This is a genomic window from Stenotrophomonas sp. 116085_Sma, assembly GCF_056479585.1.
On record NZ_CM151057.1, the window covers coordinates 3,499,999 to 3,514,229 of the forward strand.

Genomic DNA, 14,231 nt, shown 5'->3' on the forward strand with positions numbered 1-14,231 from the left:
CAACAGGAAAGGAACGAGAAAGGCGGCCTGCCTACATTGAGCCTGCCCCGGCATCGTGCCGGTCGCTTCTTTCATCGACGGACCTGCCCATGCACTGGAGCATCCTGTGTGACTTCGACGGCACCATCAGCCTCGAAGATGTCATCGACTCGCTGCTGGAGAAGTACGGCCAGCCGGGCTGGCAGGCGCTGGAAGACCAGTGGAAGGCCGGAAAGATCGGTTCGCGCGAATGCATGCAGGGCCAGGTGCGGCTGCTGAAGCTGGACCCGGCCACGCTTGATGCGCACCTGGACCAGGTGCAGATCGACCCGGGCTTCGTCGCCTTCGTCGCCCGCGCCGAGCAGCTGGGCCTGCCGCTGCGCATCGTCAGCGACGGCCTGGACTATGCGATCCACCGCATCCTCGCCAACCATGGCCTGTCGCGGCTGCCGGTGGTGGCCAACCACCTGCGCTGGTGCGAAGACCACTGGGAACTGGAATCACCCTACCAGGCCGAGGGCTGCCGCAGCGGCACCTGCAAGTGCACCTGCGCCGCGCAGGCACGTGCCAACGAAGCACCGCGCGTGCTGATGATCGGCGACGGCAGCTCGGATTTCTGCGTGTCCGAAGAAGCCGACTTCGTGTTCGCCAAGCGCCGCCTGATCACCCATTGCACGAATGCCGGCATCGAGCATGCCGCCATCGACACCTTCCACGATGCAATCGCGCTGTTGCCGCGCCTGCTCGATGGCAGCCTGCTGCAGCCACGTCGCATCGACGCCAGCCCGCAGCCCGACGTACTGCCCCTGCTGCTGGCCACCGCCTGAGCACTCCCTTCCAGCCACGCTCCCCCGTTGCCCCCTTTCGAACGTCCTTCACGGAACCGAACTGCATGAACATTTTTGACAAGAACGCCGACGCCGCTGCCTCCGATGCGCAGCTGCTGGCCGACGAAGCCCGCTACAGCTCCTTCGGCGACACCGTCCACTACGTCGACCCGCCGAAGATCTTCCAGCGTGGCGAAGGCAGCTATATGTTCGACGGTGCGGGCGTGCCCTACCTCGACCTGCAGATGTGGTACTCGGCCTGCAACTTCGGCTACAGCAACAAGCGCCTGAACGACGCGCTGAAGGACCAGATCGACACCCTGCCGCAGGTCGCCAGCCAGTACCTGCACCCGACCCGCGTGCAGCTGGCCAAGACCATTGCCGTGGACATGCACGAGAAGTTCGGCCTCGATGGCCGCGTGCACTTCAACGTCGGCGGTGCACAGGCCATCGAGGATTCGCTGAAGATCGTGCGCAACGCGCGCGGCGGAAAGAGCCTGATGTTCGCCTTCGAAGGCGGCTACCACGGCCGTACCCTGGGTGCCTCGTCGATCACCTCCAGCTACCGCTACCGCCGCCGCTACGGTCACTTCGGCGAGCGCGCGATGTTCATCCCGTTCCCGTATCCCTTCCGCCGCCCGAAGGGCATGACCCCGGACGAGTACTCCGACCACTGCGTGTGGCAGTTCGAGCGCCTGTTCGAAAGCGAGTACAACGGCGTGTGGGATCCCAAGGTCGGCCAGGCCGAGTACGCCGCGTTCTACGTCGAGCCGATCCAGGGTACCGGCGGCTACGTCATCCCGCCGCGCAACTTCTTCACCGGCCTCAAGCGCGTGCTGGACAAGTACGGCATCCTGATGGTGGTCGATGAAATCCAGATGGGCTTCTGGCGCACCGGCAAGCTGTGGTCGATCGAGCACTTCGGCGTGACCCCGGACGTGCTGGTGTTCGGCAAGGCGTTGACCAACGGCCTGAACCCGCTGTCGGGCCTGTGGGCACGCGAAGAGCTGATCAACCCGACCGTATTCCCGCCGGGCTCCACCCATTCCACCTTCAACTCCAACCCGCTGGGCACCCGCCTGGGCCTGGAAGTGCTGAAACTGGGCAAGGAAATGGATTACGAGCGCACCGTGCCGGAAAAGGGCGCGTACTTCCTCGACGGCCTGCGTGGCCTGCAGAAGCGTCACCCGGAAATCGGCGACGTCGACGGCCTGGGCCTGGCCCTGCGCGCGGAAATCTGCCAGGCCGACGGCTACACGCCGAACAAGGAACTGCTGGACCGCATGGTCGACATCGGCCTGGCCGGCGACCTGCTGCATGACGGCAAGCGCATGGGCCTCGTGCTCGACGTGGGTGGCTGGTACAAGAACGTGATCACCTTCGCGCCGTCGCTGGACATCAGCTACGAAGAGATCGACCTGGCGATCACCCTGCTCGACCAGGCGCTGACCAAGGCCAAGGGCTGAGGCCGGATGCGCTGCCGGTTCCCGTGCCGATGGAAATGACGTCACGTGCGTCCAGCACCGCGCTGGAACCGGCCGCGCTGCTGGAGGGCTTCCTGGCCCACCCGCCGCTCGGATTCGAGGCAGGCCGCCTTCCCAGCGGCCTGCCGACCTTCCGTGCACCGCTCGACCTGACCACCACGATGGACGACGCGCTGCGCAGCAAGCTGCTCGGCCTGCCGCTGTCGCGCCTGTGGCGGCCGTGGATCACCTGGAAGACCCGCTTCGTCGGTGCCACCAGCACCGAGTACACCCCGCTGCCGGCACACGTCGCGCCGGAGGCGCTGGCCGAGGACGTGACGCGTCACGCGATCGGCGATACCCGGCTGCTGGTGGTCAAGGACCTGGCCATCGATTCACCGCTGCTGGACGACGCGGCCAATGCGCACAGCGCCGCCTTCCTGCAGGCATTGCTGGCACGCGGCTTCGTTGAACTGGAAGGCATGCCGCTGGCCTGGGTGGCGATCGATTTCGATTCGATCGACGGCTATCTCGGCCGCCTGTCGTCCTCGCGCCGCAAGAACATCCGGCGCAAGCTGCGCTCGCGCGACGACCTGCAGATCGACTGCATCGCCACCGGTGATCCGGCCCTGGCCGACCCACGGCTGCAGGCCGAACTGCATGCGCTGTACCTGGGCGTGTATGCGCAGAGCGCGGTGCACTTCGACCAGCTCGACCTGCCCTACCTGCAGCACCTGCTGGCCGACAGCCAGGGGCAGGGCCGGATGTTCCTGTACCGCCACGAGGGCCAGCTGATCGGCTGGAACCTGTGCTACGTGCATGCCGGCAAGCTGGTGGACAAGTACATCGGCCTGGCGTACCCGCAGTCGCGCGAGCACAACCTGTACGCGGTCAGCTGGATGCACAACCTCGAGTACGCCCTGCAGCACGGCCTGAGCCACTACGTGGCCGGCTGGACCGACTCGCGGATCAAGGCCGAGCTGGGGGCCAGCTTCACCTCCACCCGGCACGCGATCCACGCCCGCTCACCGCTGCTGCGCGCCGCATTGCGCAGGCTGGCCCCGCATCTGCAGGGCGAACCTGATGGAGGCGGTTGAGCGATGCCGTTGCGTTCCCCGCTGATCCTCAACCTGGACGGTGGCGTGCTGCCACTGGCCCAGGCGCAGACCCTGGCGCTGCCGCAGTGGCACGACCCGCTGCGATTTGCCTGCAGCAACGGCACCCTGGATCGCTTCAGCACCGAGGTGCTTGCGCCGCTGCCGGCCCAGCTCGGCACAGTGATGCTCGGCAGTGGTGACTTCCATCACCTCAGCCTGCCGCTGCTGCGTCGCATGCGTGCACAGACGCCGTTCCAGCTGGTGGTGCTGGACAACCATCCGGACAACATGCGGTTTCCGTTCGGCATGCACTGCGGTTCGTGGGTGAACGCCGCCAGCAAGCTGCCGCAGATCTCGCACATCCATGTGCTCGGCATCACCTCCAGCGACATCGGCCTCTGCCATGCCTGGGAGAACCACTGGCGCCCGCTGATGGGCGGTCGCCTGACCTACTGGTGCATGGACGTGGGTGTGGGCTGGGGCCATCGCCTCGGCATGGGCCATGCGTTCCGCCGCTTCGAGCACCCCGAAGCGCTGGTGGCTGCGTTCGCTGCCGAACAGGCCAAGTCGCCACAACCCACCTACCTGTCGATCGACAAGGACGTGTTCGCCGAGGACGTCGCGCGCAGCAACTGGGACCAGGGCCGTTTCCAGCTGGAGGACGCGCTGGTGGTGATCGAGGCACTGCGCGCCGGCGGCCTGGTTGGCAGTGACATTACCGGCGAAGTCTCGCTGGCCAACTACCAGAGCCGCTTCAAGCGCTGGCTGTCGTCGCTGGATGGCCAGCCGGACATCAGCGCCGACGATCTTCCCGCCTGGCAGGCGCGTCACCAGCAGGTGAACCGCGAACTGCTGGCCGCGATGGCTTCGGTCCCGATGGCCTGCTGACCGCTGGCCGGCAATGCCAACCAAGGTTGGCAACTACCAGAGCCGGGTAGAGCCGAGCCCACGCTCGGCTGGCGCCTTCTGTAGAGTCGAGCCATGCTCCACTGAGGGGACCGCGAGCAGCAGCCGAGCATGGCTCGGCTCTACACTGGGTTCCCACCTCGGAGCCGCCGCCATGCCCCAGACCGTCATCCCGCAGCTGCGCATGCGCCACGCCGACACCACCCTGCCGTTCTACGTGCAGGGGCTGGGCTTCGTGGTCGACTGGGAACACCGCTTCGAGCCCGGCTTCCCGCTGTTCGCCCAGCTCACCCGCGATGGCCAGACGATCTTCCTCACCGAACACAGCGGCGACTGCGAGCTGGGCGGCGCGGTGTACTTCATCGTCGAGGATCTCGACGCCCTGTACCGCGCCTTCAGCGCGGCCGGCGTGCCGATCGAACAGCCGCCGCACGACACCGAGTGGGGCAGCCGCGAGATGCTGCTGCGCGACCCTGACGGCAACCGGCTGCGCTTCGCCACCCACGTGGACTGAACGACGCCGGCTTGAGATGAATATACGAAACATATACGCTTCGTATATCCGCTCCTCGAGGACCGCCCATGGGCATCGTCAACATCGATGACACCCTGCACGACCAGCTGCGCCGTGCCTGCACCGTCTCCAGCCGCTCGATCAACGCCCAGGCCAACTTCTGGATCCGGGTCGGCATGTTGTGCGAGATGAACCCCACGCTGAGCTTCCAGGACATCGTCGCCAGCGAACTGCGCGCGGCCGGGGTACAGGCGCTGGCGCCCGGGCGGGCCTGACATGGCGATGATCAAGCAGCCGCACGAGATCGCGCTGATGGCCGAATCCGGGCGCCTGCTGGCGCAGGTGTTCGCCGCACTCGACCGGTTGCCGCTGCAGGGCCGCAGCACGATGCAGATCAACGACTTCGTCGAGCGCATGATCGTCGACGAGCTGCAGGCGCGGCCGGCCAGCAAGGGCCAGTACGGCTTCCCGTACGTGCTCAACACCTCGATCGACAACGTCATCTGCCACGGCGTGCCCAGCACCACCGACGTGCTGCGCAACGGCCAGATCGTCAACCTCGACATCACCCTGGAAAAGAACGGCTACATCGCTGATTCCAGTACCACCTACCTGGTCGGCGAGGTCGACTACGCCGCACGCCGGCTGGTACAGACCACCTACCAGGCGATGTGGGAAGGCATCGCCGCGGTGCGCCCCGGCGCGCGGCTGGGCGACATCGGCCACGCCATCGCCCGCCACGCGCGCAGCCACGGCTACAGCGTGGTGAAAGAATACTGCGGGCACGGCATTGGTCAGGAAATGCACGAGGAACCACAGATCCTGCATTACGGCCATCCCAACACTGGCATGGTGCTGGAAGACGGCATGGTGTTCACCATCGAACCGATGCTCAACCAGGGCAAGCCGGCGATCCGCCAGCAGCCGGACGAGTGGCCGGTCTACACCCGCGACGGCAAGCTGTCGGCGCAGTTCGAGCACACGGTGGCGGTAACCCGCAACGGCGTGCGCGTGCTGACCCTGCGCCCTGGCGAAGCGCCTCTGTGCGCGGTGGACGCGGCCTAGAGCGGGCGCACCAGCAACAGTGTCGCCAGGCAGAACATGAAGGCCGCCACGGCGGCATCCAGCACCCGCCAGGCACCTGGCCTGCGGAACACCGGCTGCAACAGTCGCGCGCCATAGCCCAGCGCGCAGAACCAGGCCACGCTGGCCAGGCACGCCCCGGCGCCGAAGGCCCAGCGCAGGTCACCCGGATAGCGCGTGGACAGGCTGCCCAGCAGCACCACGGTATCCAGGTAGACGTGCGGATTGAGCAGGGTGAAGGCCAGGCAGGTCAGCAGCACCTGGCGCGCACTGCCGGCCTGCGCCTCGGCGGCGGCCAGTACGCTGCCACCGCGCCACGCGCGCAGCCCGGCCTGCACGCCATACCAGAGCAGGAACGCCGCGCCACCGAAGCGCAGCACCTGCAGCAGCAGCGGCCACTGCAGCACCAGTGCGCCCATGCCGCCCACGCCGGCCAGGATCAACGCGATATCCGCGCCGGCGCAGGCCAGCACCACCCTGCCCACATGCCGCTGCTGAAGGCCCTGGCGCAGCACGAAGGCGTTCTGCGCACCGATGGCGATGATGAGACCGGCGCCTGCGAACAGGCCGGCAGCGAAAGCGGTGATCCACATCAAGAACGGGCCAGGCAGCAGGAGGATGCGCAGGGTGCGGCCGATGGCCACCTTCAGGCAATCTTGTTTTTCTTTATCCTGTACAGAAAAACTGAAGAGGCGCCGGCGTGGACCTGGTACATCCGCAACTGTCCGCATTCGCAGCCGTGCTGGAAGAAGGAAGCTTCGAGGCTGCGGCACGCCGCCTGTCGATCAGCCCGTCGGCACTGTCGCAACGGATCAGGGCACTGGAAGACCGGCTCGGCCAAGTGCTGCTGGTGCGCCAGGCCCCGTGCCGGCCTACCGCCGCCGGTGAGGCGCTGCTGCGCCGCGTGCGACCCATGCAGGCCCTGGAAGCCGAGGCCCTGGCCGAGCTGCTGCCCGAACGCGGCAGCGACACCGGACGCATGCCAATCCCTCTGGCGGTCAACGATGACTCGCTCGATACATGGTTCGTGCCGGCCGTCGCCGACCTCCACCAGCGCCATGGCTACCTGTTCGACCTGCGCATGGACGACCAGGACCATACCCTGCAACTGCTGCGCGATGGCAGCGTGCTGGGTGCGGTCACGGCCGAAGGCCGGCCGGTGAAGGGCTGCAACGTGCACCCGCTGGGCGCCATGCGCTACCAGGCAATTGCTTCGCCCGGCTTCGCCCGCCGGTACTTCAGCGATGGCATGCAGGCCGCAACCCTGGCGCACGCACCGATGCTGGTGTTCAACCGCAAAGATGAACTGCAATGGCGCTTCGTGCGACGGCTGACCCGCGCCCGCCTGCAGCCGCCGCTACACTACCTGCCCTCCTCCACCGGTTTCGTCGAAGCCGCTGCGTGCGGACTCGGCTGGGGCATGGCCCCGGAAACCCTGGTCGCGTCCGCCGTGCGCGCCGGCCGGGTGGTGGTACTGGAACCCCGCCGCTGGCTCGATGTGCCGCTGTACTGGCAGCATGCCGCCGTGCGCTCAAGTACGCTGCAGCACATCACCCAGGCGCTGCGCACTGCGGCCAGCGGCATCCTTCGTTGAGGACAATCCGATGATCGCAGACCCGGGCTTCACGCCGCGCGCACTACCGTTTGCGCACTTATTTACCACTGGGACGGCATGGGCGTGATCGGCCGACGTACAAGGATGCACCGGGCGAATGCCGCGCTGGCGCTGGCGCTGGCGACCTGCCTGCCAATTGCTGCGTCCGCGCAGAACAACAACGACGCACCTGCATTGGACTGGGAACAGGCGCGGCAACGCCTGGAGCAGGTCTCCGATGCACTGGCAGCCGCTGATGCAGCGGTACGCAACAAGCAGGACCTGCAGGACGCCACCCGCCTGCTGCGCCTGCCGGAGATCACCGGTGAAGTGCGCCGCCTGCAGTTCCAGAAGACCCTCACCCTGCCACTGGGCTCGCTGGCCCCCGTGGCTGAAGCCTTCGGCATCGATTCACCACTGTCGTTCACCGAGCGCGACTGGCGTACCCGTCCCGTCGTCACCGCGGTGCTGCCGCTGTACACCGGCGGCGTGATTCCGGCCGCTCAACGTGCCGCGAGCGCGGCCCACGAACAGGCCAGTGCCGAGCGCGAGGCACAGCGCCAATCGCTGACCGTGCAGCTGGCACAGGCCTATTTCGGCCAGCGCCTTGCCGAGCAGGCGGTGGACGTACGCCGTGATGTGCGCGATGGCTTGAATCGCCACCTGTCAGACGCAGAAAAGCTGGAACGCGAGGGCTTCGCCACCCGTGCCCAGCGCCTGCAGGCCACCGTGGCCCGTGACAAGGCCGAGCGCGAGTACCAGAAGACGGTGAACGACCTGGCCACGCTGAAGGCCGCGCTGGCCACGCTGCTGCGCAGTGGCGGCGAGGTGCAGCCGGTGTCGCCGCTGTTCGTGCAGCGCGTGCCGCTGGAACCCGTGACCAGCTTCGAGCGCACGGCGCAGGCGCGCCAGCCGCAGATCGCGCGCCTGCGAGCGATGGTGGCGCAGGCCGAACAAGGCGTACGTGTACAGCAGGCCAAGCTGAAGCCGCAGATCTTCGCCTTCGGCCAATACGACTTCCGCCGCCGCGACGAGATGCTGACCGATCCGGACTGGGCGTTCGGCATCGGCCTGAAGTACACCTTCCTGTCGCCGAACTCTCGGCCGGCGCAGATCAGCGCCGCGCGCGCGCAGCAGGAGCAGGCCGAAGCCGGCCTGCGCGAAGCCGAGAACCAGGTCGCACTAGGCGTGCGCAAGGCCTGGAATGAACTGGAGACTGCGCGCCAGCAGTACGTGCTGCTCGACAGCAGCATCGCCCAGGCACAGGAAAACCTGCGCCTGCAGGAGCTGGCGTTCCGCGAGGGCCAGGCTACTTCGCTTGATGTAATCGACGCGCGGCTCGGCCTGGGCGGTGCCCGTGTCGAGCGCGCGCAGGCCGCCTACCAATACGATATTGCGCTGGCACAGTTGCTGGAGGTCAGTGGACAGATGGACCGTTTTGAAGAATACCGGCGCCGTGCGGACGAGGTGATCGACCATGAGTGATGTGCTGCACGACGAAGCGAAAACGCCCCCGGGCAAGCGACGGCTGGGACCGATCCTGCTGGTGGTCCTGCTGGTCGCAGTGGTGCTCGGCCTGTGGCTGGCCTGGCGCAGCCCGGCCGATCAGATCCAGGGCATGGCCGATGCGGACACCATCAACGTGGCCGCCAAGATCACCGCGCGCGTGGCCGAACTGAAGGTGCGCGAGGGCGACCGCGTGCAGGCCGGGCAGGTGCTGTTCCTGCTCGACAGCCCCGAAGTGGCCGCCAAGGAACAGCAGGCGCACGGCGCTTTGGCCGCCGCACAGGCAGTGGCCGACAAGGCCGACGAGGGCGCGCGCAGCGAAGACATCCGCGCCGCCGAAGCGAACTGGAAGCGCGCAGAAGCCGGTGCGACGCTGGCCGAGGCCACCTACCAGCGCGTGCAGAACCTGTTCAACGAAGGGGTGATGACCCGGCAGAAGCGCGATGAAGCGCAGGCCCAGGCCACCAGCTCGCGCGAACTGGCGCGTGCCGCACGCGCGCAGTACGACATGGCGTTGGCCGGCGCACGCGAGCAAGACAAGCGTGCCGCGCAGGGCCAGGTGCAGCAGGCGCAGGGCGCGGTGGCCGAAGTCAACGCCGCCCGTGCCGAAGTCGAAGGACGCGCGCCGGTGGCGGGCGAGATCAACAAGCGCATGGCCGACCCGGGCGAACTGGTGCCGGCCGGCTACCCGGTATTCACCCTGGTCGACATCGATCGCATGTGGGTGGCGATGAACCTGCGCGAATCACAGATGCAGGGCCTGAAGGTCGGCAGCAAGCTGCAGGGCAACGTGCCGGCACTCGGCCTGGACGGCGAGTTCGAGGTCTACTTCATCAACCCTGCCGGCGACTATGCGACCTGGCGTACCACCCGCCAGTCGTCCGGCTACGACGTCCGCAGTTTCGAGGTGCGGGTGCGCCCGGTACGCCGCATCGAGGGCTTCCGCCCCGGCATGAGCGTGCTGTTCGCATGGCCCCAGCACTGAGCCCGGGCCGCGGCGGCTTCGCCGCCAGCTGGCGGCGCGAGCTGCAGTCACTGCGCGGCAACCGCGCTGACCTGCTGCTGGTCACCGTGCTGCCGCTGCTGATGCTTGCGGTGATGGCGTGGATGTTCACGCCTTCAGTGATGCGCGACATCCCGATCGCCGTGGTCGACCTCGACCACAGCAGTGACAGCCGCCTGCTGCTGCGCATGCTCGATGCCAGCCCCGGCGTGCGCATCGCCAGCCAGCCGGTGGACCTGGAAGACGCCCGTTCGCAGCTGCGCAGGCTGGACGTGTTCGCCATCGTGCTGGTGCCGCGCGATGTCACCCGGCAGGCGCTGCGTGGGCGACAGGGCACGGTGTTCGCCTATTACAACGCCACCTACATGACCACCGGCCAATCTGCGGCGCGCGATATCGGCGATGCGGTATCGGCCTGGAACGCGCGCCTGCTGCGCGAGCGCATCGGCCTGCAGGTCGGTCCGGGCAAGCTGCGTGCGGCACCGATCGCGGTGCAGTCGGACATCCTCTACAACCCGGCGCGCAGCTACGAATTGTTCCTGCTGCCGCTGATCTTCCCGGCAGTCTTGTCGCTGGTGCTGGCGCTTGCCGTGGCTGGCAGCATCGGCCGCGAGATCCGCGACGGCACCCTGCCCGCCTGGCTGGACCGCACGGCGTGGGCTGCGATTGCCGGCAAGGTCGCGCCGTACATCCTGTTGTTCTCGCTGTATGGCGCGCTCGGCATCGGCTACCTCGCCTGGCTGCGCGGTGATGGCGTGGCCGGCAGCGTACTTCTGCTGGTGCTCGCGCAACCGTTGTTCTACCTGGCCACCGCCGCCTACGCATTGTTCTTCGTCGGCGTGACCCGCGACATGGGTACCGCGCTGTCGGCGGTCGGCCTCAGCATCGGCACCGCGCTGGCATTCTCCAGCGCCACCTTCCCGGTGCTGGATGGCCCCCTGTTCACCCGCATCTGGCATCAACTGCTGCCACTCAGCGCCTACATCAAGCTGCAGACCCAGCAGCAGTTCATCGGTTCGCCGCTGCAGGTTTCGGCATGGCCGCTGGCCACGCTGTTGTTGATGACGGCGGTGGCCGGTGGCATCGGCGGCCTGCGCCTGATCGCCTTCGCGCGCACGCCCGAAGCCGCGCAGCCTGCGGGGACGGACGCATGAGCACACTCTGGCGCAGCCTGCGGCAGACCCTGATGGCGGTGCTCTGCGACCGCTACGCGATCGTGGTGATGGTCGGTGCGGTGATCCTGTACTCGTTCTTCTATCCAGCCGCCTACCGGCACCAGGTGGCCGGCAACCTGCCGGTGCTGGTGGTAGACGAAGACCACAGCGCGACCAGCCGCGAGCTGCTGCGCAAGCTCGACGCACTGCGCGTCGCGCGCGTGGTCGGGCAACCGGCGGACGTCGACAGCGCACGCCGGCAGCTCGAAGCCGGCCATGCCGAAGGCATCGTCGTGATCCCGGCCAACCTGGAGCGCGACATCCTGCGCGGCCATCCGGCCAAGCTGGTATTGCTTGGCAACGGTGCCTACCTGGGCCGCGCCAGCTGGGTGCTGGGCAGCGTAGCTGATGCGCTGGGTGCGTTCGGGCGTGATGCCTTGGTCGGCCAGGCCGCCTTCATGGGTCCACCGCAGGCACCGCCGGTCACGCTTGTGCAGCGCCCGCTGTACAACACGCAAGAAGGCTATGGCAGCGCCATCGTACCCGGCGTGGCCGAACTGATCGTGCACCAGACGCTGCTGATGGGCATCGGCGTCCTGCTCGGCGGCCGCCGCCTTGCACTCGGCCGGCGCCTGCGCTTCGACCTGCCGACGCTGGCGGGCATGGCATTGGGCTTCGGCCTGATCGGCCTGTTCGGCCTGTTCTGGTATGCCGGTTTCACTGCCTGGGTGCAGGACTATCCACGCGGTGGCAACCCGCTGGGCCAGCTGCTGGGTGGCACGCTGTTCATTGCGGCGACGGTGACCTTCGGCCTGTTCGTCGGCAGCTTCTTCCGCACCCGCGAGCGCGCCTTCCAGTACATCATCGCCACCTCGATCCCGCTGTTCTTCCTGGCCAACCTGTCATGGCCGGCGGTGATGACGCCGCAACCGCTGGTCTGGCTGGCACAGCTGCTGCCGACCACCTCGGGCATCAACCTGATGGTGCGCCTGAACCAGATGGACGCCCGCCTGGCCGACGTCAGCCACGAACTGATCACCCTCACCGTCCTGCTGCTGCTCTACGGCAGCCTCGCCGCCTGGCGCCTCCTCGCCCCAACGGGGACGGAGGGGATTAAGTCGTAAACGGCAAGGTTGAGGGATTGCGACTTGATCCCCTCCGTCCCCTATTCAGGGGTCGGGCGCGTACCAGAACGGAATGCGGTACTCGCGGCGTCGCTCCGGGCCGCGTTCGCCCCCTTCGGCATTCCAGACGAGGCTCAGGTCATGGCGTCCGGGTGCCAGCGTCGCCATGGGCAGATAGCCCACCAGGCCACGCATGTCGAGATCGCGGCGCTCCATCGGCATGAAGTCGTGCAGGTCAACCGGCGTGCCATCCAGCTGCACCCGCCACAACCGCGACAGGCACTCCACCGCTGCGCTGGCGGCCTTTGCGCCGGTCGCTTCATCGCGTGCGGCGGGCGAGGCAGTGCAGTGCTGGCGCGCCAGCGGGTTGTCGCGCTGGGGGCGGTGTGGAATGAACACACGCAGGCGTGAACCACTGATCGTGTCCGAAGGGATCATCGGATACGGCAGCAGCTGATCGTGCGCCGAACGCATCGATTCGTAGTGCGCGCTCAACATGCCGTGTTCGACGGCCTCGTCGGTCATCACCTGGTAGCGGTTGAACAGCGAGAACTTCACCGAACCCAGCACCTGCACCGCGCCCAGCACCATGGCCACCATCACCGCCAGCAGATAGACCGCCATGAACGAACGCGAGCGCAGGTTGCTCTGCAGGGTCAGCTGCATGGTCTGCATCAGGCGCAGCAGGGGAATCCGTTGCAGGCCCGCCAGGAAGCGTTGCAGCCACCGCTGCAGGCCGTGATAGGCCTGGTCGCGCCGCTGCCGGCGCGCAATGACACGCTCCAGCAGTGCAGGAACCAGTGCGAGCACAAGCAGGCTGGCCAGCACGGTACCGACCACGATCATGGCCACACGGTCGGAACCGCCGGCAAGCGCACTGATCGCCATCGCCACGCACAACGTCAGCACGGCCATCACCAGGGTGCCGGCCAGCGTCTGCACCGCCAGCAGCGTGGTGGAAAAGAGCATGGTGGCCAAACGATCAGCGCGTTCGATGCTGCCGTCCAGGCCGCCGTCGCGGGCCTTGAGGAAGGCGCGGGATACCGGGCCCATCTGCGGCAGCCGTTCCCAGTCGATGCCCTTGGGGAAGTGCGATTTCAGCCCGATCAGGCCTATCCAGTAGCCGCGCACGGTCAGGTGCGCGATCAGCGCTACCGCCAGCACGTAACACATGCCCACGCTGATGCTGAAACCAAACCACAGCACCTGGAAGTACATGCCTTCCGTGTGCAGGCTGCTGCGTGCCCACGCATCGAACAGGTAGCCTGGTACCGCCAACAGTGCGAACGCCAGCAGGCCAGAGATGAACAGTTCGAGCTCGTCGGTACGCTCACGCAGTCGGCCGAAGCGCGCTGCAGCTTCCGGTGCTGGATCGACCTCGACAGCCGGCGCGCGCGACTCAGCCAGGGGTGATTCGTTCACTGGGCGTTCATCCGTTGAAGTCCGCGCAGTATAGACACCGGGCTGCGCTCCGCGATACGGGGCCGCTCAACGCCGAACGCCGGCACGGGGCCGGCGTTCGGGGAATACGTACTGCGGTGTGGAAGGGGAAACGAGGTCTGGCTGTAACCGATCAGCGGTAGACGCGTTCGCAGCGGCGTTCGACCACGCGGTCGCCGTTCTTCTGCTGGCTGTTGCCCTGGATCTGGCGGCCGGCCGCGCCGCCAGCTACGGCACCGGCCACGGTGGCCAGCTTCTTGCCATTGCCACCGCCCACCTGGTTGCCCAGCAGACCACCAATCACCGCGCCGGTGGCGGTACCGGCGATACGGTTGGGATCGCGCGAGTTGCGCTGCACTTCCACGTTCTTGCAGACCACTCGGCTGCCATCGTTGAACTTGCGTCCTTCGTCGCGCGGCCCGTAGGTCTGCGCGCCGGCAACGGACGTTGCTGCCAGCAGGGTGCCCAGCACAAGCAGTCGGGTCGAGGTCTTCATGGCCATCTCCTGAGGTCCGGTATGGCGCAAGTCTCCTCCCGGGGC

At 67.3% G+C, this 14,231-nt stretch carries 15 protein-coding genes; 12 read left to right on the forward strand and 3 right to left on the reverse strand.

All coding sequences use genetic code 11. The annotated features are described in order from the left end of the window. The first annotated feature begins 89 nt into the window (after window positions 1–89). The 7 genes from ACZK0Z_RS16425 (at window position 90) to map (ending at window position 5,851) form a co-directional block, all read left to right on the forward strand. Window positions 90–806, forward strand: a complete 717-nt coding sequence (locus ACZK0Z_RS16425; protein WP_049429586.1) for an MtnX-like HAD-IB family phosphatase — start codon at window positions 90–92, stop codon at window positions 804–806. A gap of 65 nt (window positions 807–871) precedes the next feature. Further along, window positions 872–2,272, forward strand: a complete 1,401-nt coding sequence (locus ACZK0Z_RS16430; RefSeq protein WP_005408663.1) for an aspartate aminotransferase family protein — start codon at window positions 872–874, stop codon at window positions 2,270–2,272. Window positions 2,273–2,301: 29 nt separating this feature from the next. Continuing rightward, on the forward strand, window positions 2,302–3,366 hold the full coding sequence (locus tag ACZK0Z_RS16435) for a GNAT family N-acetyltransferase (RefSeq protein WP_197619965.1): 1,065 nt from the start codon (window positions 2,302–2,304) through the stop codon (window positions 3,364–3,366). Between the two features lie 3 nt (window positions 3,367–3,369). Beyond that, window positions 3,370–4,254 carry an arginase family protein gene (locus tag ACZK0Z_RS16440; RefSeq protein WP_049429584.1) on the forward strand — a complete coding sequence of 295 codons (885 nt, stop codon included), beginning with the start codon at window positions 3,370–3,372 and terminating at the stop codon, window positions 4,252–4,254. A gap of 172 nt (window positions 4,255–4,426) precedes the next feature. Then, entirely contained in the window at window positions 4,427–4,786 is a 360-nt protein-coding gene (locus ACZK0Z_RS16445) for a bleomycin resistance protein (RefSeq protein WP_049429583.1), read from the forward strand. Between the two features lie 68 nt (window positions 4,787–4,854). After that, on the forward strand, window positions 4,855–5,061 hold the full coding sequence (locus tag ACZK0Z_RS16450) for a ParD-like family protein (RefSeq protein WP_049429582.1): 207 nt from the start codon (window positions 4,855–4,857) through the stop codon (window positions 5,059–5,061). A 7-nt stretch (window positions 5,062–5,068) separates the two neighbouring features. After that, a complete protein-coding gene (gene map, locus ACZK0Z_RS16455; RefSeq protein WP_049429604.1) occupies window positions 5,069–5,851 on the forward strand; it encodes a type I methionyl aminopeptidase in 783 nt (260 codons plus the stop codon). Here the strand turns inward: map and ACZK0Z_RS16460 are convergent. After that, the gene (locus ACZK0Z_RS16460) at window positions 5,848–6,462 is read right to left on the reverse strand and encodes a LysE/ArgO family amino acid transporter (RefSeq protein ID WP_049429603.1); all 615 of its coding nucleotides are present in this window, start codon (window positions 6,460–6,462) and stop codon (window positions 5,848–5,850) included. The two genes, map and ACZK0Z_RS16460, sit on opposite strands and share 4 nt — an antisense overlap. Before the next feature lie 107 nt (window positions 6,463–6,569). Here ACZK0Z_RS16460 and ACZK0Z_RS16465 point away from each other — a divergent pair, with 107 nt between their 5' ends. The 5 genes from ACZK0Z_RS16465 to ACZK0Z_RS16485 all read left to right on the forward strand — a co-directional run bounded on the left by ACZK0Z_RS16465 (window position 6,570) and on the right by ACZK0Z_RS16485 (window position 12,250). Continuing rightward, window positions 6,570–7,463 (forward strand): ArgP/LysG family DNA-binding transcriptional regulator, encoded by an 894-nt coding sequence (locus tag ACZK0Z_RS16465; RefSeq protein ID WP_197632037.1) that lies wholly within the window; start codon window positions 6,570–6,572, stop codon window positions 7,461–7,463. A gap of 78 nt (window positions 7,464–7,541) precedes the next feature. Continuing rightward, window positions 7,542–8,948 carry a TolC family protein gene (locus ACZK0Z_RS16470; RefSeq protein ID WP_049426715.1) on the forward strand — a complete coding sequence of 469 codons (1,407 nt, stop codon included), beginning with the start codon at window positions 7,542–7,544 and terminating at the stop codon, window positions 8,946–8,948. Then, window positions 8,941–9,954, forward strand: coding sequence for an HlyD family secretion protein (locus ACZK0Z_RS16475; RefSeq protein WP_049426714.1), 1,014 nt, complete (start codon window positions 8,941–8,943; stop codon window positions 9,952–9,954). The genes ACZK0Z_RS16470 and ACZK0Z_RS16475 overlap by 8 nt, the downstream gene beginning before the upstream one ends. Continuing rightward, complete coding sequence (locus tag ACZK0Z_RS16480; protein WP_049426713.1) at window positions 9,939–11,126, forward strand: ABC transporter permease; 1,188 nt, start codon at window positions 9,939–9,941, stop codon at window positions 11,124–11,126. The genes ACZK0Z_RS16475 and ACZK0Z_RS16480 overlap by 16 nt, the downstream gene beginning before the upstream one ends. Further along, entirely contained in the window at window positions 11,123–12,250 is a 1,128-nt protein-coding gene (locus ACZK0Z_RS16485) for an ABC transporter permease (protein ID WP_197632038.1), read from the forward strand. The genes ACZK0Z_RS16480 and ACZK0Z_RS16485 overlap by 4 nt, the downstream gene beginning before the upstream one ends. 45 nt (window positions 12,251–12,295) lie before the next feature. Here the strand turns inward: ACZK0Z_RS16485 and ACZK0Z_RS16490 are convergent, their stop codons facing one another. Together ACZK0Z_RS16490 and ACZK0Z_RS16495 are read right to left on the reverse strand one after the other, a co-directional pair. Further along, window positions 12,296–13,672: a hypothetical protein gene (locus tag ACZK0Z_RS16490; RefSeq protein ID WP_197632039.1), complete on the reverse strand. Its 1,377-nt coding sequence runs from the start codon at window positions 13,670–13,672 to the stop codon at window positions 12,296–12,298. 151 nt (window positions 13,673–13,823) lie between these two features. Further along, complete coding sequence (locus ACZK0Z_RS16495; protein ID WP_049426710.1) at window positions 13,824–14,192, reverse strand: glycine zipper 2TM domain-containing protein; 369 nt, start codon at window positions 14,190–14,192, stop codon at window positions 13,824–13,826. Between the last annotated feature and the right edge of the window lie 39 nt (window positions 14,193–14,231).

Coding starts and splice junctions, on each gene's coding strand:
- ACZK0Z_RS16425 (WP_049429586.1), top strand. CDS start 90: ATGCACTGGAGCATCCTGTGTGACTTCGACGGCACCATCAGCCTCGAA.
- ACZK0Z_RS16430 (WP_005408663.1), top strand. CDS start 872: ATGAACATTTTTGACAAGAACGCCGACGCCGCTGCCTCCGATGCGCAG.
- ACZK0Z_RS16435 (WP_197619965.1), top strand. CDS start 2,302: ATGGAAATGACGTCACGTGCGTCCAGCACCGCGCTGGAACCGGCCGCG.
- ACZK0Z_RS16440 (WP_049429584.1), top strand. CDS start 3,370: ATGCCGTTGCGTTCCCCGCTGATCCTCAACCTGGACGGTGGCGTGCTG.
- ACZK0Z_RS16445 (WP_049429583.1), top strand. CDS start 4,427: ATGCCCCAGACCGTCATCCCGCAGCTGCGCATGCGCCACGCCGACACC.
- ACZK0Z_RS16450 (WP_049429582.1), top strand. CDS start 4,855: ATGGGCATCGTCAACATCGATGACACCCTGCACGACCAGCTGCGCCGT.
- map (WP_049429604.1), top strand. CDS start 5,069: ATGATCAAGCAGCCGCACGAGATCGCGCTGATGGCCGAATCCGGGCGC.
- ACZK0Z_RS16460 (WP_049429603.1), bottom strand. CDS start 6,462: ATGTGGATCACCGCTTTCGCTGCCGGCCTGTTCGCAGGCGCCGGTCTC.
- ACZK0Z_RS16470 (WP_049426715.1), top strand. CDS start 7,542: ATGGGCGTGATCGGCCGACGTACAAGGATGCACCGGGCGAATGCCGCG.
- ACZK0Z_RS16475 (WP_049426714.1), top strand. CDS start 8,941: ATGAGTGATGTGCTGCACGACGAAGCGAAAACGCCCCCGGGCAAGCGA.
- ACZK0Z_RS16480 (WP_049426713.1), top strand. CDS start 9,939: ATGGCCCCAGCACTGAGCCCGGGCCGCGGCGGCTTCGCCGCCAGCTGG.
- ACZK0Z_RS16485 (WP_197632038.1), top strand. CDS start 11,123: ATGAGCACACTCTGGCGCAGCCTGCGGCAGACCCTGATGGCGGTGCTC.
- ACZK0Z_RS16495 (WP_049426710.1), bottom strand. CDS start 14,192: ATGGCCATGAAGACCTCGACCCGACTGCTTGTGCTGGGCACCCTGCTG.